General features: G+C 42.5%; 23 protein-coding genes and 1 tRNA gene. 3 read left to right on the top strand and 21 right to left on the bottom strand.

Annotated features, from left to right (window positions below):
- Positions 1-149: 149 nt before the first annotated feature.
- The 5 genes from D8844_RS06870 to D8844_RS06890 all read right to left on the bottom strand — a co-directional run bounded on the left by D8844_RS06870 (position 150) and on the right by D8844_RS06890 (position 6634).
- On the bottom strand, positions 150-1079 hold the full coding sequence (locus D8844_RS06870; protein WP_001291306.1) for an ATP-binding cassette domain-containing protein: 930 nt from the start codon (positions 1077-1079) through the stop codon (positions 150-152).
- A gap of 10 nt (positions 1080-1089) precedes the next feature.
- On the bottom strand, positions 1090-2157 hold the full coding sequence (locus tag D8844_RS06875; protein WP_061852929.1) for an ABC transporter ATP-binding protein: 1068 nt from the start codon (positions 2155-2157) through the stop codon (positions 1090-1092).
- 8 nt (positions 2158-2165) lie between these two features.
- On the bottom strand, positions 2166-3092 hold the full coding sequence (gene oppC, locus D8844_RS06880) for an oligopeptide ABC transporter permease OppC (RefSeq protein ID WP_000103692.1): 927 nt from the start codon (positions 3090-3092) through the stop codon (positions 2166-2168).
- Positions 3092-4588, bottom strand: a complete 1497-nt coding sequence (locus tag D8844_RS06885) for an ABC transporter permease (protein WP_000759891.1) — start codon at positions 4586-4588, stop codon at positions 3092-3094. Before D8844_RS06885 ends, oppC begins: the two co-directional genes overlap by 1 nt.
- Before the next feature lie 66 nt (positions 4589-4654).
- Positions 4655-6634 carry a peptide ABC transporter substrate-binding protein gene (locus D8844_RS06890; protein WP_125422930.1) on the bottom strand — a complete coding sequence of 660 codons (1980 nt, stop codon included), beginning with the start codon at positions 6632-6634 and terminating at the stop codon, positions 4655-4657.
- 298 nt (positions 6635-6932) lie between these two features.
- On the opposite strand from D8844_RS06890, the gene D8844_RS06895 reads away from it, so the two are divergent.
- Positions 6933-7003 (top strand) — tRNA-Cys (locus tag D8844_RS06895).
- 133 nt (positions 7004-7136) lie between these two features.
- Here the strand turns inward: D8844_RS06895 and D8844_RS06900 are convergent.
- From D8844_RS06900 to D8844_RS06950, 11 genes are all read right to left on the bottom strand, one after another.
- On the bottom strand, positions 7137-8468 hold the full coding sequence (locus D8844_RS06900) for a hemolysin family protein (protein ID WP_125422933.1): 1332 nt from the start codon (positions 8466-8468) through the stop codon (positions 7137-7139).
- A gap of 140 nt (positions 8469-8608) precedes the next feature.
- On the bottom strand, positions 8609-9433 hold the full coding sequence (locus D8844_RS06905; protein WP_125422936.1) for a DNA/RNA non-specific endonuclease: 825 nt from the start codon (positions 9431-9433) through the stop codon (positions 8609-8611).
- A 40-nt stretch (positions 9434-9473) separates the two neighbouring features.
- Positions 9474-9668, bottom strand: coding sequence for a DNA-directed RNA polymerase subunit beta (locus D8844_RS06910; protein ID WP_000739701.1), 195 nt, complete (start codon positions 9666-9668; stop codon positions 9474-9476).
- Complete coding sequence (murA, locus tag D8844_RS06915; protein ID WP_000411918.1) at positions 9655-10938, bottom strand: UDP-N-acetylglucosamine 1-carboxyvinyltransferase; 1284 nt, start codon at positions 10936-10938, stop codon at positions 9655-9657. The genes D8844_RS06910 and murA overlap by 14 nt, the downstream gene beginning before the upstream one ends.
- Before the next feature lie 23 nt (positions 10939-10961).
- Entirely contained in the window at positions 10962-11192 is a 231-nt protein-coding gene (locus D8844_RS06920; RefSeq protein WP_002892633.1) for a DUF1146 family protein, read from the bottom strand.
- A gap of 55 nt (positions 11193-11247) precedes the next feature.
- Positions 11248-12285 (bottom strand): SepM family pheromone-processing serine protease, encoded by a 1038-nt coding sequence (locus tag D8844_RS06925; protein WP_049501597.1) that lies wholly within the window; start codon positions 12283-12285, stop codon positions 11248-11250.
- Positions 12269-12757, bottom strand: a complete 489-nt coding sequence (gene coaD / locus D8844_RS06930; protein WP_125422939.1) for a pantetheine-phosphate adenylyltransferase — start codon at positions 12755-12757, stop codon at positions 12269-12271. Before coaD ends, D8844_RS06925 begins: the two co-directional genes overlap by 17 nt.
- Entirely contained in the window at positions 12747-13286 is a 540-nt protein-coding gene (gene rsmD / locus D8844_RS06935) for a 16S rRNA (guanine(966)-N(2))-methyltransferase RsmD (protein ID WP_125422942.1), read from the bottom strand. Before rsmD ends, coaD begins: the two co-directional genes overlap by 11 nt.
- 64 nt (positions 13287-13350) lie before the next feature.
- Positions 13351-14343 (bottom strand): aspartate--ammonia ligase, encoded by a 993-nt coding sequence (gene asnA / locus D8844_RS06940; RefSeq protein ID WP_084860344.1) that lies wholly within the window; start codon positions 14341-14343, stop codon positions 13351-13353.
- Between the two features lie 109 nt (positions 14344-14452).
- Positions 14453-15136, bottom strand: a complete 684-nt coding sequence (locus D8844_RS06945) for a Bax inhibitor-1/YccA family protein (RefSeq protein WP_061421644.1) — start codon at positions 15134-15136, stop codon at positions 14453-14455.
- Positions 15137-15190: 54 nt separating this feature from the next.
- Complete coding sequence (locus tag D8844_RS06950; RefSeq protein WP_125422945.1) at positions 15191-15931, bottom strand: TrmH family RNA methyltransferase; 741 nt, start codon at positions 15929-15931, stop codon at positions 15191-15193.
- 35 nt (positions 15932-15966) lie between these two features.
- Here D8844_RS06950 and D8844_RS06955 point away from each other — a divergent pair, with 35 nt between their 5' ends.
- Together D8844_RS06955 and yidC are read left to right on the top strand one after the other, a co-directional pair.
- Positions 15967-16245 carry an acylphosphatase gene (locus D8844_RS06955; protein WP_001174620.1) on the top strand — a complete coding sequence of 93 codons (279 nt, stop codon included), beginning with the start codon at positions 15967-15969 and terminating at the stop codon, positions 16243-16245.
- Between the two features lie 77 nt (positions 16246-16322).
- Complete coding sequence (gene yidC, locus D8844_RS06960) at positions 16323-17252, top strand: membrane protein insertase YidC (RefSeq protein WP_049479479.1); 930 nt, start codon at positions 16323-16325, stop codon at positions 17250-17252.
- Positions 17253-17322: 70 nt separating this feature from the next.
- On the opposite strand, the gene pflA is transcribed toward yidC, so the two are convergent.
- The 5 genes from pflA to D8844_RS06985 all read right to left on the bottom strand — a co-directional run bounded on the left by pflA (position 17323) and on the right by D8844_RS06985 (position 22681).
- Positions 17323-18117, bottom strand: coding sequence for a pyruvate formate-lyase-activating protein (gene pflA / locus D8844_RS06965; protein WP_125422948.1), 795 nt, complete (start codon positions 18115-18117; stop codon positions 17323-17325).
- 121 nt (positions 18118-18238) lie between these two features.
- Positions 18239-19495, bottom strand: coding sequence for a diaminopimelate decarboxylase (locus D8844_RS06970; RefSeq protein ID WP_125422951.1), 1257 nt, complete (start codon positions 19493-19495; stop codon positions 18239-18241).
- 66 nt (positions 19496-19561) lie between these two features.
- Positions 19562-20389, bottom strand: a complete 828-nt coding sequence (purR, locus tag D8844_RS06975; protein WP_002874197.1) for a pur operon repressor — start codon at positions 20387-20389, stop codon at positions 19562-19564.
- Between the two features lie 104 nt (positions 20390-20493).
- Entirely contained in the window at positions 20494-21435 is a 942-nt protein-coding gene (locus tag D8844_RS06980) for a 3'-5' exoribonuclease YhaM family protein (RefSeq protein WP_070567750.1), read from the bottom strand.
- A complete protein-coding gene (locus tag D8844_RS06985) occupies positions 21425-22681 on the bottom strand; it encodes a DNA recombination protein RmuC (protein ID WP_185757675.1) in 1257 nt (418 codons plus the stop codon). The genes D8844_RS06980 and D8844_RS06985 overlap by 11 nt, the downstream gene beginning before the upstream one ends.
- Position 22682 lies beyond the last annotated feature (1 nt).

A 22682-nucleotide genomic window follows, 5' to 3' on the forward strand; every position in this document is an offset into this window, starting at 1 on the left:
TATTTTTAAATATACTACCTACAGTATACCCCCCCAAAAAAAAAATCCCCTTGTCAAGCCTTTTTCAGCACTTTTTTAAAATATTTTTACGGTCAGATTACTTCAGTAAATTAAAAATGAGAAGACCTTTTGGTCCTCTCCGAATCTAATTATTTTTTAAGAGCTTCCTTGTAACGAGCAAGTTCTGCTTGATTGGCCCAAACATAGTGACCTGGACGAATTTCCACCATAGATGGCTTGTCTGTCTCATAGTCATGTTGGTCAGGATCGTAAACTTTCAAGACTTTCTTGCGTTCCAAGATTGGATCTGGAATCGGTACAGCAGATAGAAGCGCCTGAGTATATGGGTGGACAGGATTGTTAAACAACTCCTCTGTCTCCGCCACTTCGACGATAACTCCCTTATAGATAACTGCGATACGATCTGAGATAAAGCGAACAACTGACAAGTCATGCGCGATAAAGAGATAAGTCAAGCCCAACTCTTTTTGGAACTTCTTGAGCAAGTTCAAAACTTGCGCACGAACAGATACGTCCAAGGCAGAGATTGGCTCATCCGCAATAACGAAATCAGGCTCCATCACAAGGGCACGGGCAATCCCGATACGCTGGCGCTGACCACCAGAAAACTCGTGTGGATAACGGGTCAAGTGTTCTTTCAAAAGTCCAACTTCATGGATCATCTTTTGAACTTTTTCTTTTCGATCCTCTTCATCTTTAAACAAATGGTAGTTGTAAAGACCTTCAGAGATGATATAGTCAACTGTCGCACGCTCATTCAAGCTAGCTGCAGGGTCCTGGAAAATCATCTGGATGCGACGGATCAAATCTGATGATTCTTTATGAGATTTTTTCCCATTAATTTTATGACCATCAAAGATGATTTCACCTTTACTGGTATTATTTAGACCAATAATGGCACGACCAATCGTTGTTTTCCCACTACCAGACTCACCAACAAGAGAGAAGGTTTCTCCCTTGTTGATAAAGAAGTTGGCGTTTTTAACCGCGACAAACTTCTTACTTCCTTCACCGAAGGAAATTTCTAAATCTTTAATTTCTACTAATTTTTCAGACATTTCCTTCCTCCTAGTCTTCTAGATGAGCAAAGCCCATTTTATCACGAATCTTGTCATGCAAATCTGCAATGACCCCAGGTTTTTCAACTTTAGGAGCATTCTCATGAAGCAACCAAGTCTTAGCCCAGTGGGTATCAGTGACTGAAAACTTAGGTGCCTTCTCTTCAAAATCAATTTGCATCGCATAATCTGAACGAAGGGCAAAGGCATCACCTTTCAACTCAGTATAAAGAGACGGTGGTGTTCCTGGGATAGAGTACAATTCCCCTTTATCATCAGCAAGCTGAGGCAAGCTAGACAAGAGACTCCAAGTATATGGATGACGTGGATCATAGAAGACTTCCTCAACAGTACCGTATTCTACAATTTCACCAGCATACATAACCGCTACCTTATCGGCAATACTTGCTACCACACCAAGGTCATGGGTGATAAAGATAATGGTAAAGTGGTACTCATTTTGCAAGGTTTTAAGCAAATCAATGATTTGCGCTTGAATGGTTACATCAAGGGCCGTTGTTGGCTCGTCACAGATCAAGATATCTGGACGACAGGCAAGGGCAATCGCAATAACGATACGTTGGCGCATCCCTCCAGAATATTGGAAAGGATACTCTTCAAAACGTTTTTCAGCGTCTGGAATTCCGACCTTGTTCATATAGTCGATTGCCATCTCTTTGGCTTCCTTAGCTGTTTTCCCTTGGTGTTTAACGATCACTTCAGTGATTTGGCTACCGATTGTATTGATTGGGTCCAAACTTGTCATAGGGTCTTGGAAGATAGTCGCAATTTTAGCACCACGAATCTTCTCCCATTCCTTGTTAGAAGTAAGAGCAGTCAAGTCTTGTCCACGATAGTCGATGCTTCCTTGGGCAATACGTCCATTGTCTTCTAACATCCCTGTAAAGGTTTTTGTTAAAACAGATTTACCAGAACCAGACTCACCTACCAAGGCAAGAACTTCTCCTTCAATCAGGTCCAGAGAAACTCCTCGGATAGCCGTCAGAACTTTGTCACGAACGTCAAATTCCACGACAATATCGCGAGCAGTCAAAATTACATTACTTTCTTTTGTCATGTCTACTCCTATCTATGTGTACGTGGATCACTAGCATCCGCTAGGTTTTGACCAACAACAAAAAGAGATAGGGATACCAAGATCAAGGTTGTCAACGGAATCCAGAATAAGTAAGCGTTGGTCGTAACGTTTTGTGAGTAATCTGAGATCAAACGTCCCAAACTTGGCACTGTTACAGGCAATCCCAATCCAAAGAAGGAAAGGAAGGCTTCATAAGAGATGAAGCTTGGCAACATCAAGGTCATTGTAGAAACAATAACAGATACCAATTGTGGCATGATGTTTTTAACAATGATTTTAAAGGTTGGTGTTCCAAGTGTTTGAGAAGCAAGGTTGTATTCCAAATCACGGTAACGCATGATTTGGATACGAATCATATAAGCAATCCCAATCCAAGTTGTCACACTCATGGCAAAAATCAAATTCCAGAAACCAGCACCAATTGAGTAAGTCAAGACAATGACAATCAAGAGAGATGGAATGTTTGAAATAATGTTATAAACTTCCATCATGACGCGGTCAACGGATTTTGAAATACCCCAAATTCCACCAACAATAACCCCGATCACAAGGTTGATAAAAGTGGCAATTACAGAGATAAGAATTGAATTACGCGCACCAAACCAAACCCCATCAAACAAGGATTTACCATTGCTATCTGTACCAAACCAATGTTCAGCATTGGGCTTGATAAAACGAGCAGAGAAGTCATTGACCTTACTTACATCGTTGAAGTCAAAATCTGAGAACATTGGGTAAATAAAGCTCATCAAAATAATGGCAACCAAAATTCCTAGCATAAAGACGGTTGATTTTTTCTTTAGAAATTGTCTAAATACAGAACCCCAGTATGAATAGGCAGGAGCATCAATTGTTTCAGAGGCAAAATCGTCACGTTTTACGAACTGAAATTTTTCTTTATCGATTGTTGACATTATTTGCCTCCTTTCTCTGTTAATTTAATACGTGGGTCAAGCATGGTCATCCAGATATCCCCTACAAAGAGTGAGAAGATAGAAATACATGTGAAGATGAAGACAAGACCAACTACCATTGAGTTGTTGGATGCCTTAACAGAGTCAATCAACATTTTACCCATACCTGGGAAAGCGAAGACTGTTTCTGTCAATGTTGCACCACCGATAACTCCGATTACGGCACCAGGAATACCTGAAACCAGTGGAACCATGGCATTTTTAAAGATGTGTTTATTTGAAATTTCTTTTTCAGACAAACCTTTTGCACGAGCAAAACGTACAAAGTCCTGGGATTGCAAGTCGATCATGTAACGACGAATCCAGATAGCTGTACTTGGCGCACCCAACAAACCTAGAATAACTGCTGGCAAGACATAAGAACGCCAATCTCCAGCACCCAAAATAGGGAATGAGTCAGGCAGACCAATTGATGAGCCAATCAAACGCACGATGTAAACCAAGGCAATCGTTGGAAGGGCAAGCAAGAAGGTAAGAGCACCTGTCGAGAAGCTATCAATCCAAGTATTCTTGTGGCGAGCCATGGCAGAACCAAGTGGAATCGCAATCGCATACGAAATAATCAAACCGATCAAACCAGCAACAGCTGAACTTGCAATCATTGATGGGTATTGGTAATTACTTTCTGTAGCTGTATATGGATCGTCTTTACCATAGTTGGCTACTTCACGCGCGTCTGCTTGACTTGGAGATTTGTAGGTACGAGAGTAAATATCTACAGATGAAGTCTTTTTACCTGTAGGGAATTGAACTTCTGATGTCTTAGTTTGTCCCTGACCTTGTGTGATAACTTGAAGCACTGGTGTGTTTGCATAAGTTGGGTAAGAGTCACCCAAGTTGATGTTCACAAAGTTTTGGTGTACAAATGGGAATTGATTGTTGAAATACAAAAGGTATTTGTGTTTTGTACCTGAACCAACCAATGACCAACCGATAGCAGGGTCATTTTCAAAACGAAGATAACGTTGCAAGTTTGGATTTTCAGGGTCTTGAATCTTGTTTGGATGATCAATATCAATCAAGTTCGCATAGAATTTGAAAACACGTTCAAAAATTGGAATTTCACGCGTAGCATAGAATTGACCACTTTCTGAGAACACACCAAGTGTCCAACCATTTCCTAGTTGGTTGATGTATTTTTCATAGATTGCCTTATTGGTATCATTGGCATCCACTGTTACAGATGAGTCCATTGTGCTCGCTCTTTCTTGCAACTCTTTGGTATCGTAGTACTCGATATAGCCCATCCGTTCATAAACGGTATTTTCATAATTATCCCGCTTGTCCGGTGTCGTTGCAATCTTGTTATAGTTGGTATCCTGCTTGAAAATCAATTTTCGAGGAACCATCGTATAAATAATTGTGTAAGTCAAAGTTGTCACCAAGAAAATAGACAACAATGAACGCAATACACGCATAAAAATATATTTCTTCATATCGTTTCCTTTTAAAATCCCAAAAGAACCTTCTCCTCATGGAGAGAAAGTTCTCTTGAGAGTTATTTATTTAACGTGATTAGCCAATTCTTTTTGAACTTTTTCGTTTGATTCTTTTTTCTCTTTGAGCCATTTTTCACGAGCTTGTTCATAGTCAGCTTTTGTTACAACCTTATCTTGTAACTGAATATACTTGAAGTATACATCTGAGCCCTTATCTCCAGATTGGCTGTATGATGCTGTGAATGGTACAACACGAGAAATGATTGGTGCAGCACCAGTTGATGACATAGCTGGCAAGAAGAGGGAGCTGTCTGTCAACCAAGCTTGAGCAGCCGCGTATTTTTCATAACGAACATTCAAGTCGTTGGTTTCTTTAGCAGCTTCATCAACTAGCTTATCGTATTCTTTCAAACCAACTTGAGCTGCTGCAGCATTATCTGCACCTTCGTAACCCATGTATGTTTTTGTTTGTTCAGCATTCGTTGTTTTCAAGATATCAAGGTAAGTTGATGGATCTTCATAGTCTGGGTTCCATCCAACTGCTCCTGAGAGATCCCAATCTTCTGCTGCTGCGCTAGCTGCATAGTATGTAATATTATGTAGTTCATCTGTAGTGATTTGTTGGATATCGATGACTACGTTTTCTTCTCCAAGTACTGTCTCAACGGATTGTTTGAAGGATTGAATACGTGCGATATAGTTTTTAGATGTTTGGTCTACTGGGATATCCAAATGGATAGGGAATTTCACACCTTCTGCTTCCAATGCTGTTTTAGCTTTCGCAAATTCAGCTTTGGCTTTATCGGCGTTGAAAAGTCCATCTTGACCATCCGCAAAGTTTACATTCTTCCATTCATCACCATAAGCAGCCATCTTTTCAGTTACAAAGTCACCGAAAGTTTTTTCGCCTGCAGAGACAAAGTCTGGTTTCACAAAGAGGTTACGAACTGCAAGAGGAGCACCTTCCTTACCGTTAATTTGTGCTGAGTAAGAAGTACGGTCAAAGGCAAAGTTCAAAGCCTGACGGAAGTCCTTGTTAAGAAGGGCTTTCTTAGTAGAAGTCTTCTCTTCATCAGTTGTCTTAGAAGTGTATTTGTAACCTTGACGGTCAATATTTACACCCAAACCACCAATACCTGGACCTGATGGAGTGTAGTAGATATTGTCTTTGTATGTTTCTTCTACCTTAGAGTAGTTTGAACTTGTTGGGAAGAGACGGGCATAGCTATAAGCCCCACTTGTAAAGTTACGTTCAATTGATTCTTGATCAGAACCATCATAGTAAGCAAGTGTTACTTTATCAAGATGAACATTGTCTTTGTCCCAATAGTTTTCATTCTTCACAAATTCGATAGATGACTTAGCAGTCAAACCTCTCAGCAAGAATGGTCCATTGTAAAGCAATGATGTAGGGTCAGTTGCTTTACCAAAATCAGATCCTTTTGATTTTTCAAATTCTTCGTTCAATGGCCAGAAGATTGAGTAGGCTAGCTTAGAGTTCCAGTATGGTTCTGGTTTGTTCAAAGTGTATTCAAGGGTATAATCATCAACTGCTTTTACACCGACTGAAGCAAAATCTTTATTGTTTCCAGCTATATAGTCAGCTAGACCTTTAACTGAATCTTCTGCTAGATACTTAGCTGCTGATTTATTGTCAGTTGCGTGTTTCAAACCATTTACAAAGTCTTTAGCTGTCACTTCAGCATACTCTTCGCCATCAGATGTCATCCATTTGACACCTTTACGAATCTTGTAGGTGTAAGTCAAACCATCTTTTGAAACTGACCAGTCTTCTGCAACTGCAGGAACTAAATTCCCATACTTGTCGTTTGTGAAAAGACCGTCGATACCATTTGAAGTGGCGACCTTAGTACTTTGTTTCCCTGAAATGAGGTAATCCAACGTTTCTGGGTCAGCTGTATAAACATAGCCATAATTTTTTGGCGCTGTTGAATCAGATGATTTTGAAGAACCGCAAGCAGCTAGTACTCCTGCTGCTAATAAAGCAACACCTGCTGCAACAAATACTCTACTTTTTTTCATGTTTTTAACTCCTCTTGAAAAATTTAGGCTTACTGGAAATTATAACATATATCTTTTAAAAAGTAAACGAATTTTCAGAATATTTAGGCGCATTTCCTCAAAAAACTTCTATTTGTCAAAATTTCTACATTCTTTGTTTGTTTTAGCAAGAAATACTTTCTAGTCCGACCCTCTTTAGAACGGGATTTTTACAAGCTTTTTCTCACTTCTTCGATCATCATCTGTTTTCTTAAATTGGATTTTAGAATAAGAAACTATTGACGGGAAATGATTTTCAAGGTATAATAATAAACGTTGAGGCGGTATAGCCAAGTGGTAAGGCACGGCTCTGCAAAAGCTTGATCGTCGGTTCAAATCCGTCTACCGCCTTTCAGTACCTGAATTAACAGGAATTAACCAAATGAAAAGCTCGTAAAACCGGGCTTTTTTATTATTCCTAATAAGTGGGGATAACTGAACCTACCATCTAGATTTACAAAAAGCAGTGACTCAAGTCACTGCTTTATTCTGTTTCTTCTTCGGGTTCTAGTTCTGTGATTTGAACTTTTATCTTGGTAACACGTCCATTTTTCACCTTATCGTTGGTCAGGACGATTTGCTTGTTTTGACTGACCAGTTGGTAACTAATTTTCTCAGTTGTTGGAATCGTACCAACACCCGTCAAATAATAACCGGCGATGGTATCCACATCATCGCTTTCTAGTTCGACACCAAAGTAGTTATTGAAGTCGTTAAGATTCATAGTTCCTTGTGCAATATAGGTGTCCTCACCGATTTGATGGACTTCGATTTCTGCTCGGTCTGTCTCGTCGTCGATTTCTCCGACAATCTCCTCCAGCAGGTCTTCCAGTGTGACCAGTCCAGCCATACCACCATATTCATCGAGCAAAATGGCCATTTGTCTTTGGGTATTTCGCAATTCTTTTAGCAAGTCATCCACAAAAATAGTTTCAGGAACAAAGAGTGGATCTTGTAAGATCTTCTTCCAGACAATATTTTCAAAGCCATCTGCATAGGCAGCGTTTAGCAAACGCTTGGTATGAATCAAACCAATCACATTGTCCTTATCCCCATCATAAACTGGGATACGGGAAAAGTTTTGTTTTAAAATACTTTGGATAATGGTTTGACTATCATCCTGAATATCCACCATAAAGGCATCTGTCCGAGGAACCATGACTTCTCTCGCCATCAGCTCATCTAGAGAGAAGATCCCTTGTAACATCTCGATTTCGTCTGCATCCAAAGTCTCCTCACTTTTGGTCAACATGTACTCAATTTCATCTCGAGTCATTTTTTCATCCGCATCATCAAAGGTCATTGGCGTTAAACGACTCAAGAGATTGGTTGAAGCAGATAACAACCAGACAAAGGGACTGACAATCTTCCCAAGCCCAATGATAATCGGAACAGAGCGAATGGCTAAGGCATCTTTTAGATTAAGGGCAATCCGTTTAGGATAGAGTTCACCAAAAACAATAGAGATGTAGGTCAAGAATGCCAAAGAGAGGAAACTTGCAATGGCATAAGTTGTTTCTCCATTCCCCATCCAAGAGGCAATTACTTGTCCAAGTGTATCTGCCAATTTTGCCCCTGACAAGATCGTGATCAAGGTGATACCGACTTGAATGGTTGATAAAAAGTGGTTAGGATTTTCAAGTACCTTTAACAAACGGACGTAACGTTTGTCTCCCTCTTCTGCTTTTTGCTCAACTCGGGAACGGTTTAGTGACACCATTGCCATTTCAGTGGCTGAGAAAAAAGCATTTAACAAGGTCAATACAACTAAAAGTACAAATTGCAGTAACAAATCCTGACTGCTCGGGTCTTCCATGGTCTTTCTCCTAAAATAGTATCTTGTGTTCCATTATACCATAAATCGGCCTAGGAATCACATTATTTTCTAATTTATACAATCGCTCCCTTATCAATGACGGACAAGGGAGCAATTTTTATTCCTTTAATAGATTGGCTCTAGTTTGTCACCGTGACCTGACCTGTTCGGTAATCAAGCTGGATACCCTTTTGAACATTTGGAATCAGGACGTTGAATTCCAATTCCCCATCTGAAGACTTGGCTTCAATTTGTGAAGCAGATGGAACCAAATTCTCATTCGTAGCATAGTGGAGAGTTACCCGATAACGGACTCTCTTATTCTGATCTAAGGCTTTCCTAACCAGACTCTCATAGTAGTTCTGCCCTGTCGAATCTTCCGCCTGAGCCTGGTTGGCCCAAGCCGTCTGAACTGCAATGTTCTTGGGATTGCTGGTAGAAGCATCAAAGCCATCTAATCCACCTATCAAGGCATAGCCCAGCAGGTGTCCTCTATCAACTGCATGTGTATAGACTCCCTTTAGATTCTTGACCTGATGCCATCCTGGTGGCGTCCAGGAGGTTGAGCCGTTGCCTGTTTCTTCACGATTTTTATACTGCCGAGTCGCTTTGGATAAGAGAGCATTGGCAACAGTTGGGACTGTTTCTTTTCCAACTATCTTTGTTTTATTATCCGCATAGGGTTTGCTGGAAACCTTGGCATCTAGATTGGTTTTATTGCCATTTACGACAAAGGCACCTGCCCCATTCCACTCTAGATCACCTTTTATTTGGTTCTTGATCGACTCGGTTAAGACACTTTCAGCCAGCTCCTGACTGGGAGCTTCTGAAGCTTGTTTTTTCTGACTAACCTTGGTTCTAGGGGTGTTTGGCGCTGTCTGCATCTGCTTGATGTAGTAGCTTCCAGCAGCCAAGAGTAAGAATAGAAGTAACCCTATCAGAGCTTGTCTTGTTTTTTTGTCCATTTTTCTCCTTATTTCTTTAGAAAAAGACTGGTCTCCCAGTCTAATTTCCTGTAAATTTGCTAATCAATTCCTGCCACTTTGCTGGAGACAATATAGCCCATGGATCCTGTCCCTTTCCTAGGATGCCATAACCAACCATCAAGCCGATTCCTAAAGCCAGAAAGCCTAGCAATAGTACGATAAAAATCAACAGTAAACGACGGAGTACATAGCGTAAGTTTTTATTCTTCTTCATCATTTGCCTCGATTCGCTGAATCTTCGCTCCTAGCTGAGCCAATTTCTCATGGAAACGGTAGTAACCTCTATCAAGGTGAACTAGCTTACCAACAACTGTTTCTCCCTGTGCCACCAGACCTGTCAAAATCAAAGCAGCACTAGCGCGAAGGTCCGTTGATAAAACTTCTGCCCCCTGTAAAGCTTGTCCCCCAACAATACGAGCTGTGTCACGGATAATCTCTGAATGCAAGCCCATACGGCGCATTTCCTCCAAGTGTTGGAAGCGATTCTCAAACACCGTCTCCACCATGGTGGATTCCCCTTTTGCGACGGTCATCAGAGCTGTAAATTGTGCCTGCATATCTGTTGGGAATCCTGGGTGCGGTAAGGTTTTTACATGAACAGCCTTGAGATTTTCAAGTTGAGAACGAACACGGATACCTTCTGATTCCTCTGTCACTTCAACACCCATTTCAAGTAGTTTTGAAATCAAGGGGCGATTGTGTTCCCAGACGGCATCACGAACGAGAACATCTCCACCAGTCATAGCTGCCGCCACCATAAAGGTTCCTGCTTCGATACGATCCTGTACCACATTATGAGTTGTTCCATGGAGTTCCTCGACACCAGTCACTGTGATGGTTTCGGTACCAGCTCCCTTGACCTTAGCTCCCATCTCATTAAGGAGAATAGCGAGGTCAACAATTTCTGGCTCACGCGCAGCATTTTCAATGACCGTCACTCCATCAGCTAGAGTTGCCGCCATCATGAGGTTTTGTGTTGCGCCAACACTTGGGAAGTCCATGTAGATATGAGCGCCATGCAGGCGTTCTGCCTTAGCTTCGATGTAACCAGCTGTCTGGGTAATCTTTGCCCCCATAGCTTCCAAACCTTTGAGGTGGAGGTCGATGGGACGACTCCCGATGGTACATCCCCCTGGCATAGAAACTTTGGCATGGCCTACACGAGCAAGGATTGGTCCCAAGACAACGATGGATGCCCGCATCTTGCTGACATACTTGTATGGAGCTTCCTCCGTGATATCACCAGTCGCATCAACCTCGACAACATGAGCTTCCTCATCAAAGTCCACCTTGGCATTCAGACCTCGAACCACTTGATTCATGGTGAAAACATCTGACAAGATTGGGACGTTCTGCAAGACTGTCTTACCCTTGCTTGCTAGAATAGTCGCTGCCAACAAGGGCAAGACTGCATTCTTTGCTCCCTCGATCGTCACACTCCCGACCAGACGATTATCTCCGCCTTGAACCACAATTTTTTCCATAGCTGTTTCCTTTACTTTTGATTTTATAATAGTCCTCTAAGCGCTTCTTGCCACAGTTGGTACAAACTGATAAAGAATGAACTCAAGATGTAGCCCATCACAATACTAAAGAAGCCTACCAATAAACGAACCTTTTTTGTGTTAGTAGCGGTCACTTTTAAAACCTTTTCCCATCTCACAAGATCCTTCAAAAGGTAAAAACTCAAATAAATAAAGAGTATATGACTACTTAGAGTGAATAATAATTGAACCATTTGACTATTATACCATCTTATCCGCTTGCGCGCTAGTTTTCAATTTTTCTACCAATTAGGGATTGTTTTTAAGGTAATCAATCGCATCCTGCAAGGTCTTAACGGGAACGATTTTCATCTCTGTTTTGATGGTTTTGGCGGCTTCTAGGGCTGTTTCATAGTTGCTTTTCGCATTGGGATCTGCTTTTTTTGCTTCCTCGGTGACTGGATTGTCAGGAGCAAAAAAGATGTTGGCTCCCTGACGAGAGGCTGCAACTACTTTTTTGTCAATTCCACCGATGTCACCAACATTTCCATCGCGATCAATGGTTCCCGTTCCCGCAACGACGCGACCATTACGAAGTCCTGGATCTGCTATCTGGGTGTAAATAGCTAGACTAAACATGAGACCGGCACTTGGTCCGCCGATACCAGCTGTTGAAAAGCGAATTGGAACATCACTGGTCACTTCCGTACGGTCAATCAAGCCAATCCCAATCCCGTTTTTCCCGTTTTCGAGAGTGATAATTTTACCTTCTGCAGACTTGACTTTTCCGTCTTCTTCATAGGTTACCTTGACCGTATCCCCTAATTGTTGAGAGTTGACATAGTCGACCAAGTCTTTTGAACTGTCAAATGTTTTGTCATTAACAGCCGTCACGGTATCTGCAATGTTCAGAATGCCCTTAAAAGTTGAATTGTCCGTCACGGTCAAGACATAAACTCCCAGATACTTGAGTTCGATATCCTTTCCAGCCGTCTTCAATCCTTGATACTTGGCCATGTTTTGGGACGTTTGCATGTAGAACTGATTGATCCGCATAAATTCTGCATCAGTAGAGCCACCCGTAGTCTCCTTGGCACTTCTAATATCCGTGAAAGGCGTTAACCAAGCATAGACAAGATGCGATAGGGTTGCGTGTCGAATACCGACTGTCACAAACTGGTAAGCTCCTGCTTCTGTGTCTTCTGTTTCATTGACTTTCAAAACGCGACGAATATCTTCCGCTCCACCTGGAACTTCTATGTAGTATGGTAAAGGTACTACAAAGGCTAAAAAAGTCAATACTAGTGCTAGGATGACATATAAGGGCCATCTAGTTTTTTTCTTCATGTTCTAATTCCTCCACAACACTGTTTGGGACATATTGCTGAATCTCCTGACCAAACTTCAGAAGTTCTCTCACGGCCGAAGAGCTAATATAAAGATGCTCTGGGCGACTATATAGGTAAATGGTTTCGATTTCTGGAGCCAGTTGATGATTGTAGTAATCAAAACTAGACTCGTATTGCAAGTCGGTGGTATTTCGCAAGCCACGGACAAGGGTCTTAGCACCCAGTCTTCTTGCAACATCGACGACTAGTTGGTCATGAGAAGCCAGCACCTCTACATTATCTAAATGCGCCACCGCTTTTTCGACTGCTCGTTTGCGATTTTCAACAGGGAGAAAGCCTTGTTTGTGGGGATTGTAGAAAATCCCGACATAGAGCTTATCAAAGAGTTTGCTGGCACGTTCAATCATATCCAGATGTCCATTTGTCATCGGATCAAATGAACCTGTAAATAATCCAATTTTATCTGACATAGACTGTCACCTTACTAATCCCATATATTTTTTCCTTCCAGATGCCTAAGCAGGCGATTTCTTCTGGAAGTTCTACAGACTTATCGGTTTCGCAGACAACCATGACCTCTTCGGAGAAAAGGTTTCTTTCTGCCATTTTTTCGATATCTGCAACGATTTGTTCCTTGGCATAGGGCGGGTCTAAAAAGACCAGGTCAAAGGGACCTTTCACTTGCTCCAAGGCCCGTTCAGCCTCCATCTTTAAGAGCTGAAATTTGGAAGCTTCCTTGGTCATTTGGATATTTTCAGCGATGATAGCTTGTGCCTTTCGATCCCATTCCACTAAGACAGCATGGGACATCCCACGCGAGACTGCCTCAATGGATAAGCCACCACTGCCAGCATAGAGATCCAAGACACGACCACCCTCAAAATAGGGACCTATCATGTTAAAGATAGCTCCACGCACCTTATCTGATGTCGGCCTCGTCGTCTTGCCTTCTAGCGTCTTGAGGGGACGCCCTCCGTAGATTCCTGATACGATTTTCATACCGTTTATTATACCAAATTATAGGCAAAAAGAGAAAGAAAACCGAACCTTGCGGTTCGATTCTCTACAAAATATTTTCGTACGTATCGCGAACTTCTTGAGGCCAAACACTGGTCTGGACCTCTCCGATGTGTTTCTTACGAAGAAGGAACATGGCCATCCGAGACTGTCCAATCCCCCCACCGATTGTCAATGGGAAAAGACCGTTGAGCAGTGCCTTATGCCATTCCAACTCCAGACGATTTTCGTCTCCTGTAAGAGCCACTTGGCGACGAAGTGTATCTTCATCTACCCGAATCCCCATCGACGAAAGCTCAAAGGCACAGCCAAGAGATTCGTTCCAAACTAGAATATCCCCATTTAACCCTTTGTAGCCATTTTCAGACTCTGTTGTCCAGTCATCATAGTCAGGTGCGCGGCCGTCATGAGGTTTTCCGTCAGGCAACTCGCCACCAATACCAATCAAGAAGACAGCACCGAACTCTTTACAGATCGCATTTTCACGCTCTTTCGGTGTTAGGTCTGGATAGCGTTCTACCAACTCTTCTGTATGGATAAAGGTGATTTGTTTTGGCAAGATGGATTCGATATCGTAGCGGGCCTCTACGGCTAGCTCTGTTAGACGAATAGCCTTGTAAATCTTCTCAACGGTTTCTTTGAGATAAGCGATATTGCGTTGACCATTTGGGATAACCTTCTCCCAGTCCCACTGGTCCACATAAACTGAATGGGTCGCGTCAAGCGAATCTTCGTCCGGACGAAGGGCTTTCATATGAACAAACAGACCTTCACCTTCACCGAAACCAAAACGAGCCAAGGTGTGGCGTTTCCATTTGGCAAGTGAGTGAACGACTTCATAGGTTTCATCTGGAATCTGCAAGACCTTGACGGATACTGGATTTTCGACACCTGACAGGTTGTCCTGCATCCCATCCCCGACCTTGCTCAAGATAGGACCTTGAACTTCAACAACTTCTAACTTATCTTTCAAATACTGGGTAAAAGTGTTCTTCACAAAGGAAATTTCTTCTTGTTGATGAATAAAACTTTTCTTCATAAACAGCTCCTCAAAAATTAGTTAAAAGCATTATACACCTATTTCCAAGAAAAGAAAAGAGTAAATAAGAAAAAGTCAGTGCTCTTTTGAACACTGACTCTGTCATTCATTAATCGTTTCGACCAAAGATTCGTAAGATGCTAAGGAAGAGGTTGATAAAGTCTAGATAGATGCTGAGCGCCATTGAGATGACCCATCCTGTCGCTACTTGCCCTCGTGACTGCTCATAAACATAGCGAATCTTTTGGTTATCCCAAGCAATCAAACCTGAGAAAACCAAGACCATGGCAATACTAATCATGTAGTCAAAGAAGCTATTGGCTAAAAATAGATTCACAATCATAGCAATGATGAGACCAACAAGCGCCGCCATCAAAGCTCGTCCCATTCCACTCAAATCTTTCTTAGTGAAAATTCCGATTGCCGCCATGACAAAGAAGAGAAGGGCACTGGATACAAAGGCTGATAAGACGGTCCCAGGTGTATAGAAGGCTACGACAAAGCTGAGCGTAAAGCCATTTAAAACAGAATAAACTAAAAATACTGGGAGAGCTGCTGGGCTATTTTTGGCAGCCATGCTACTTGCAACAAAGACTAGAGCAAGTTCTGCAAAAGTTGCAATCATCAACCAGAGACGGCCATGCATTAAAAAGTAGACCAATTGGGACTGAAAGACTGTCAACATCAAAGCTGACACCAGAGCTGATAGACCAATCCCCAGCCCCACAAAGGCGTAAACCTTAGCGTAAAATTGATTAAGACCTGAACGTTCTTGAATAATTGTTTGATTCATTCCGATTCTCCTTTTTCTATAAATATGTCTTGATTATAACAAAGATTTTATAAATTAGCTGAAATAAAACATCAAAATGCCTGCTGCAACTGCCACGTTGAGACTTTCTGCTCGGCCTTTCATGCCAATATGAACCAGCTGGTCAGCACTCTCAGCCATGATATGACTAATTCCCTGTCCTTCATTTCCCATGACTAGAGCAAAGTTTTCTAAGGGAGAAAACTCACGATAGTCCTTGGATTCTTTGGATAAGGTCGTTGCTAGAATGGGCAAATTGCTCTTCTTTGCCTCTTCTACAAAGGTGGCAAGAGGCATACGATAGATGGGCAAGTGAAAATGACTTCCTTGCATGGAACGCAGGGTCTTCAGACTGTAGATATCTGCTGACTTGTCTGAGACAATAACCCCTGTAAAACCTGCGGCATCCGCAGTCCGAATCATGGTGCCCACATTACCAGGGTCTTGGACATCTTCTAAAAATAGAAACTTCCCCTGACTAAAATCAGGCAGTCCTACTTCTTCTTTCTGAATCACCGCAACAATCCCTTGAGGAGTTTGCGTATCTGCCAAATCCAGCAAAATCTCCTCTGAAACCCAGATAGTTTGAGGAAAAGCAGCTAGCTGATCTCGGTAACTTTCTAGGGCAAAGACCTTTTCAATCGTCACTCCAGCTTGAACAGCTTCTTCAAACAAGTGCCAGCCCTCAATCAAATAAGCAGACTTTCGATATTTTTTTTGATGCAATTTCTTGGTATTTTTTACCACAGAATTGGCTTTTGAGGTTATAATAGTCATAGAAACATTATAACACACAATCAAAGGGGTTTGGTATGCAAAAGGTTAGAATGATTGCCCAAGGCAGGGTGCAGGGTGTTGGTTTTCGCTGGGGTGTTTATACTTTAGCTCTTGAAATCGGTGGCATCACTGGTCGTGTCTGGAATAACGACGATGGCACTGTCGAAATCCTTGCTCAAGCAGATTCCTCCGCCACTATGGCAAAATTTATCCAAGAAATCCGAAAAGGTCCGACACCTTTTTCAAAAGTTACCTATCTAGATGTACAAATGAGCAACTTTTCATCCTATTCGGACTTCAAAGTCGCAAATTAGGTCTCTAGAACTATTGTATATTTTACAAAAAAACAGTAGAATAGAAAGGTATAATTTTTAAAGAAGGAATGAAAACATTGAAATCTATTAAACGTTTTGCCCTCTCTGCTATGGGAGTGGCTATGCTACTCGTCTTGACAGGCTGTGTCCAAGTAGACAAAGCAACAGGACAACCCACAGGATTGATTTGGAATACCATCGGAGCGCCTATGGCTGAAGCCATCAAATACTTCGCTACTGATAAAGGTCTAGGCTTTGGTGTGGCTATCATTATCGTAACCATTATCGTGCGCTTGATTATCTTGCCACTTGGTATCTACCAATCATGGAAGGCAACGCTTCACTCTGAAAAGATGAATGCCCTCAAACACGTGCTCGAACCACATCAAACACGCCTCAAAGAGGCAACAACTCAGGAAGAAAAACTAGAAGCGCAACAAGCTCTCTTTGCAGCTCAGAAAGAACATGGCATCAGCATGTTCGGTGGTGTAGGATGTTTCCCTATCCTCATTCAAATGCCTTTCTTCTCTGCTATCTACTTTGCAGCCCAATACACTGATGGAGTAGCTAGCTCTACCTTCTTGGGTATCGATCTTGGTTCACCAAGTCTGCTCCTTGTCGCTTTCGCTGGTATCCTCTACTATCTCCAATCACTCCTCTCACTTCATGGAGTAGAAGACGAGATGCAAAGAGATCAACTAAAAAGAATGATTTACGTGAGTCCACTCATGATTGTCGTCTTCTCCCTCTTCGCACCAGCCAGTGTGACGCTTTACTGGGTTGTCGGTGGTTTCATGATGATTCTCCAACAGTTCATCGTTAACTATGTTGTTCGTCCAAAACTTCGCAAAAAAGTTCGTGAAGAATTTGCCAAGAATCCACCAAAAGCAAGTTCATTTTCAACTGGAGGCGGACGCAAAGATGTCACTCCAAACCAAGCAACTGCGATCATGACCAATAAGAAACATAAAAAACGCAATGCTGGTAAACAACATTCTAGAAAATAAGAAAAAGCTTAGCTGAAAGGCTAAGTCTTTTTGCATCACAAAAGCCCGATGTCTCCATCAGGCTTCTTTTTTATCCATGAACACGTTTCATGTAGTCTTGATAGCTCTCTGTATCCATGAGTTTTTTAGCATTCTTAACGCGGTCTGCTGTTGGTGGTTTGACCCCTTCGAGCGAATAAGGAATTCCTAGTTCACGCCACTTGAATTCTCCCATCGTGTGATAAGGTAGGATTTCAAACTTGTCAACGTTTTTGAGGGTTTTTACGAACTTCCCAAGTTCGATCAAGTCGTCATCTCTGTCTGTCAATCCCGGAACCAGCACATGGCGAATCCAAACAGGCTTCCCGATATCTGATAGGTACTGGGCACAGGCCAAGATGTTTTTATTAGTTTGGCTTGTGACAATCTTGTGCTGTTCTTCATTGATTTCCTTGATATCCAAGAGAACCAAGTCTGTCACCGCCATGAGTTTATTAAACTTTTCGAGATAACGTGGTTTATTACGGAACGGAAGGGCACAGGTATCCAAGGTACAGTGGATTCCTTTTTCCTTGGCCTTGGTAAAGAGGGCAATCAAGAAATCAATCTGTAAGAGGGCTTCTCCTCCACTGACAGTGATTCCTCCCTTGTCTCCCCAGAATCCACGGTAGCGAAGGGCTTCTGACAAAACATCGTCTACTGTCCGTTCGCGTGATTTATTGGTCTCCATCGCCCATGTATCGGGGTTATGACAGTACTGGCAACGCATGTGACAGCCCTGCAAAAAGACAATAAAACGAATCCCAGGGCCATCTACCGCCCCAAAACTCTCTGTCGAATGCACCATTCCTGTCACTTGTCCATAGTCAATTGTTTCTTCAGACATATCGTCACCTTCCTTGAAACCGTTTTATAGTTTTATTATATCACGAGTAAGGTGAAAAACAAGGTTTTTTTGTCTATTTTTTAGAAAGCAATCTGTTTTTCACTTTCATTTTCAATTTCTTTTAATGATCCGATTCAAAATCAAAACCATACAAGGTTGCAAAATAGTCCTCAGGGCGCTCTGCACGGCGGATTTGGCGGGCTTTTCCTTCTTCGGTATAGAGGATTTCTGCCGAGCGTAGTTTGGCATTGTACTGGTAACCCATGGAGAATCCATGTGCACCTGTATCATGAATCACTAGCAAATCACCGATTTCTGTATAAGGTAGTTCGCGATTCACTGCAAATTTATCATTGTTTTCACAGAGTGAACCGACCACGTCTACCATCTCAACTGGTCCGTCTGGATGAGTAAGATTAGTGATATGGTGGTAGACCCCATACATGGCTGGACGCATGAGGTTAACTGCTGAGGCGTCCACGCCCAGATAGGTACGATAGGTTTTCTTCTTATGAGTGACTTTTGTGACCAAAGCTCCGTGAGGGGCTAACATAAAGCGGCCCAATTCGGTGAAAATCTTAACCTGACCAAGACCTGCTGGCGTAAGGACTTCCTCATAAACCTTACGCACCCCTTCACCAATCACAGCGATATCATTTGGCTCCTGGTCTGGGCGATAGTTGACACCAATACCGCCGGAAAGATTGATAAAGTCTAGTGAAATGCCCAACTTTTCCTTGATTTCAACAGCCAATTCAAAAAGCTGACGAGCCAACTCTGGGTAGTAGAGATGGGTGACAGTATTGGATGCTAGGAAAGAGTGAATCCCAAAAGTCTTGGCTCCTTTTTCCTTCAAAATCGCAAAGGCTTCAAAAAGCTGGTCCTTGGTCATCCCAAACTTGGCTTCTCCTGGATTGTCCATAATGTCGGTACCCAGTTCAAAAACACCTCCAGGATTGTAACGACAAGAGATAATTTCTGGAATGCCTGCCGCTCGCTCTAGATGTTCAATATCTTCAAAGGCATCCAAGTTAATGGTCGCACCTAATTCACGCGCATAGGCATATTCCTTGTCAGGCGTGTTGTTAGAAGAGAACATGATTTCAGAACCGGGGAAATCCAGTTTATGGCTCATCAAAAGTTCCACATAACTAGAACAGTCCACACCACAACCTTCCTCTTGGAGGATTTTCAAGATGGCTGGGGTTGGAGTGGCCTTGACGGCAAAATATTCTTTGAATCCCTTATTCCAAGAAAAGGCCTGGTTGACGGCTCTTGCTTTTTCACGAATCCCCTTCTCATCATACAAGTGAAAGGGAGTCGGGAACTCTGCAACAATTGTTTCTAAATCTTCACGGCTGATAAATGGTGTTTTCATAAGCATCCTTCTATTCTGTTTGCAAAGAAAGGCTGGGACAAGCGTTCCAACCTTTAGTTCTATCTCTTATTTGTCTTCGTCAAAGATATTTCCAATCTCGACATCGATGGATTGGTTCTTAACATCAATATTAGTTACTTTCAAGAGTGACTTGTAATCGAACTGCTTTTCACGTTCTTCTTGGGCATTGTCTGCAAAGACTGCGACACCAGCTAGTTCAGAATCGAATTCACGCAAGAGACTAATCATCCCGTTGACAGTTCCGCCGCCTTTCAAGAAGTCATCCACAATCAAGACACGACTGCCTGCCTTGAGACTGCGTTTTGAAAGGAACATTTTCTCAATGCGGTCACCACTGGAACCTGAAACATAGTTGACGCTGACCGTTGAACCTTCGGTAATTTTCAAGTCACGACGCACAATGACAAATGGAACGTTGAGGACATTGGCAACTGCATTTGCGAGTGGAACCCCTTTAGTTGCTACTGTCATAACGGCATCGATTTTTTGGTCCATAAAGCTCTTGGCAATGATACGCCCAATATTTTTCAAAATGGCAGGCGTACTAAGCAAATCAGACAGGTAAATGTAGCCACCTGGCAAGATACGGTCGCTTTCTGAAAGTTTGTCACGCAAGTCTGCGATCATTTCTTTGGCTTCATGACTCGAAATTGATGGTGTAAAGATAACGCCACCACCTGCTCCAGTCACAGTCTGAATATGGCCGATTTCGATTTCCTCAAAGGCACGCTTGATAATCACGATGTCCTCTGAAATCGATGATTTAGCAGATTCGTACTTTTCTGCAAAGGTGTTGAGACTTGTTAGTTTGTATGGATTATTAATCAAATAGTTGGAAATGACAACCATCCGATCACTTCTTCTTAATTTCATTTTTATTTACCATTCCATTTAATTTTGATATTTTATCCATTATACCACATTCACATAAAAAAACGAACATTATTGCGTAAAAAATGCTCGTTTTTCTTAAATCATTAATCTAAATCTGGTTTATAGAAGGAACGATTGTCCATAGCAAAGATTTTATTGGTCATCTCTCCTTTGTCCACCAAAGCTAGAGCTGTTGACATCATCATCATGCTGGCATCTAGATTGTCAATCATATGGATAATCTCTGCCTCCATAATGCGTGGACGGACTGGACTTCCATACTCTAGCAAGCCATGATGACTGAGGATGACATGGCGCAGTAGCACCACTTCTTCTCTAGTATCATCGATGCCCAGTTCCATGACAGTCTTGGTAATTTCACTATCGATGAGGGCGATATGGCCGATGAGATTGCCTCGCACTGTGTACTCCGTCTGGTCTGGTCCCGTCAACTCAATAACCTTGGCCAAGTCATGCAACATAATTCCCGCATAGAGGAGGCTCTTGTTGAGCTGAGGATAAATCTCACTAATGGCATCTGCCAAGCGCACCATGGTTGCTGTATGATAGGCCAAACCCGTCTCAAAGGCATGGTGGTTGGTCTTGGCAGCTGGATAGGAGTAGAATTCCTTATCATACTTGGTGTAGAGACTGCGAACGATACGCTGCCAGACAGGATTTTCAATCTTGAAAATCATTTGCGACATGTAGTCACGGATTTCCTTGACATCAACTGGAGATTTAACCTTGAAGTCAGCTGGATCATTGGGTTCCCCAGGCTGAGGTAAACGAAGAGTAATTTGATTGACTTGAGGAGTGTTATTGTAAACTTCTCGACGCCCCTGCATGTGGACGACTTTCCCTGCGGTAAAGGCCTCAACGTTATGAGGTTGGGCATCCCAGAGTTTCCCTTCAATCTCGCCACTATCGTCTTGGAAGGTAAAGGCTAGGTAGTTTTTCCCAGCACGCGTCTGTCTCAGGTCAGCTGACTTAATCAGGTAAAAACCTTCAAACAGCTCATCTTTTTTCATGTGACTAATCTTCATATTCTTCCTCATCTTCTTGGAAATGGAGTAGATCAAGCGCAGGCTCACCTTCTGATAATTCAATGTGACGGAGCGTCCGCTCGATAGCTGTGGTACGACGGTTTAATAATTCATCAATATTGCCAGAGGCATGTTGAAGATGTTTTTGTGCCTTAACCAAAATCCCCCCGAACTTGCCAAACTCAGTCTTAACGCTGGCAAGGGTCTTACTGATATGGTCGGCACTCTTTTGGATATTGAGAGTTTTGAAGCCAACTGATAGAGAATTGAGCAGAGCTGATAGGGTACTTGGACCCGCGACAATAATCTGCTCCTCACGTCTCAAATCATCAAAGAAGACCGGATTGCGAACAATCTCTGAGTAGAGTCCCTCTGTCGGAACAAACAAGACTCCAAAATTGGTCGTCCGCGGTGGCGCTATGTACTTGCTCTTGATATCCTTGCCAAAGCGCTTGACGCTAGCTAGGAGTGATTTGCGACAACGTTCGATTTCGTCCTTATCGCCTGCTTCATAGGCTTCTTCCAAGCGATAATAATCTGCCAGTGGAAACTTGGAGTCAATCGGCAAATAGACATATTCCTGGCCACCCTGTCCGGGCAGTTTGATGGCATACTCTACTCGTTCACTGGAGTTTTCAACCGTTGCAAATTCTCGTTCGTACTGGGCAGGTGTCATGATGTCTTCGATGATCTGCCCCAGTTGCAATTCACCCAGAATCCCTCGAGTCTTGGTTCCAGAGAGAACCTTGTTAAGTGCACCGACATCGCGGGCAACTGTCTGCATTTCTCCAAGGCCACGATTGACCGACTCCAGTTGTTTGGAAACTGTCTCGAAGGAAGCCTGCAAGCGCGTCTGCAAGGTCTTTTCTAACTTTTCCTCGACAGTTTGACGCATTTGTTCCAAACGTTGCTCATTGGACTCCTGCAAGGCTTGGAGACGTTGGTCGGTCTTGTCCCTAGTTTGCAAAAGATTATCTGTCATTTCTTGACGAACTTGAGTCAGGCCTTGGTGCAACTCCATTCGCACTTCTTGCAAACGGTCGCTGACAGCCACTTCCAAGTCTTTTTGGTCTAACTGGCTTGCTTGCCTAGCTTGTTCAAAGCGATAATCCAACTGGTCTGACAGATGATCTGCCTGATCCTCCAAACTCTTGCTTAGGTGTTTCTCCTGCTTATCCTGCCTCTGCCAAATGAGAAAGAGACCAGCTAGATTGGCAATTAATAATAGTAATAATACAGTCTCCATC

The organism is Streptococcus oralis (assembly GCF_003942875.1).
Lineage (GTDB): Bacteria > Bacillota > Bacilli > Lactobacillales > Streptococcaceae > Streptococcus > Streptococcus oralis_BX.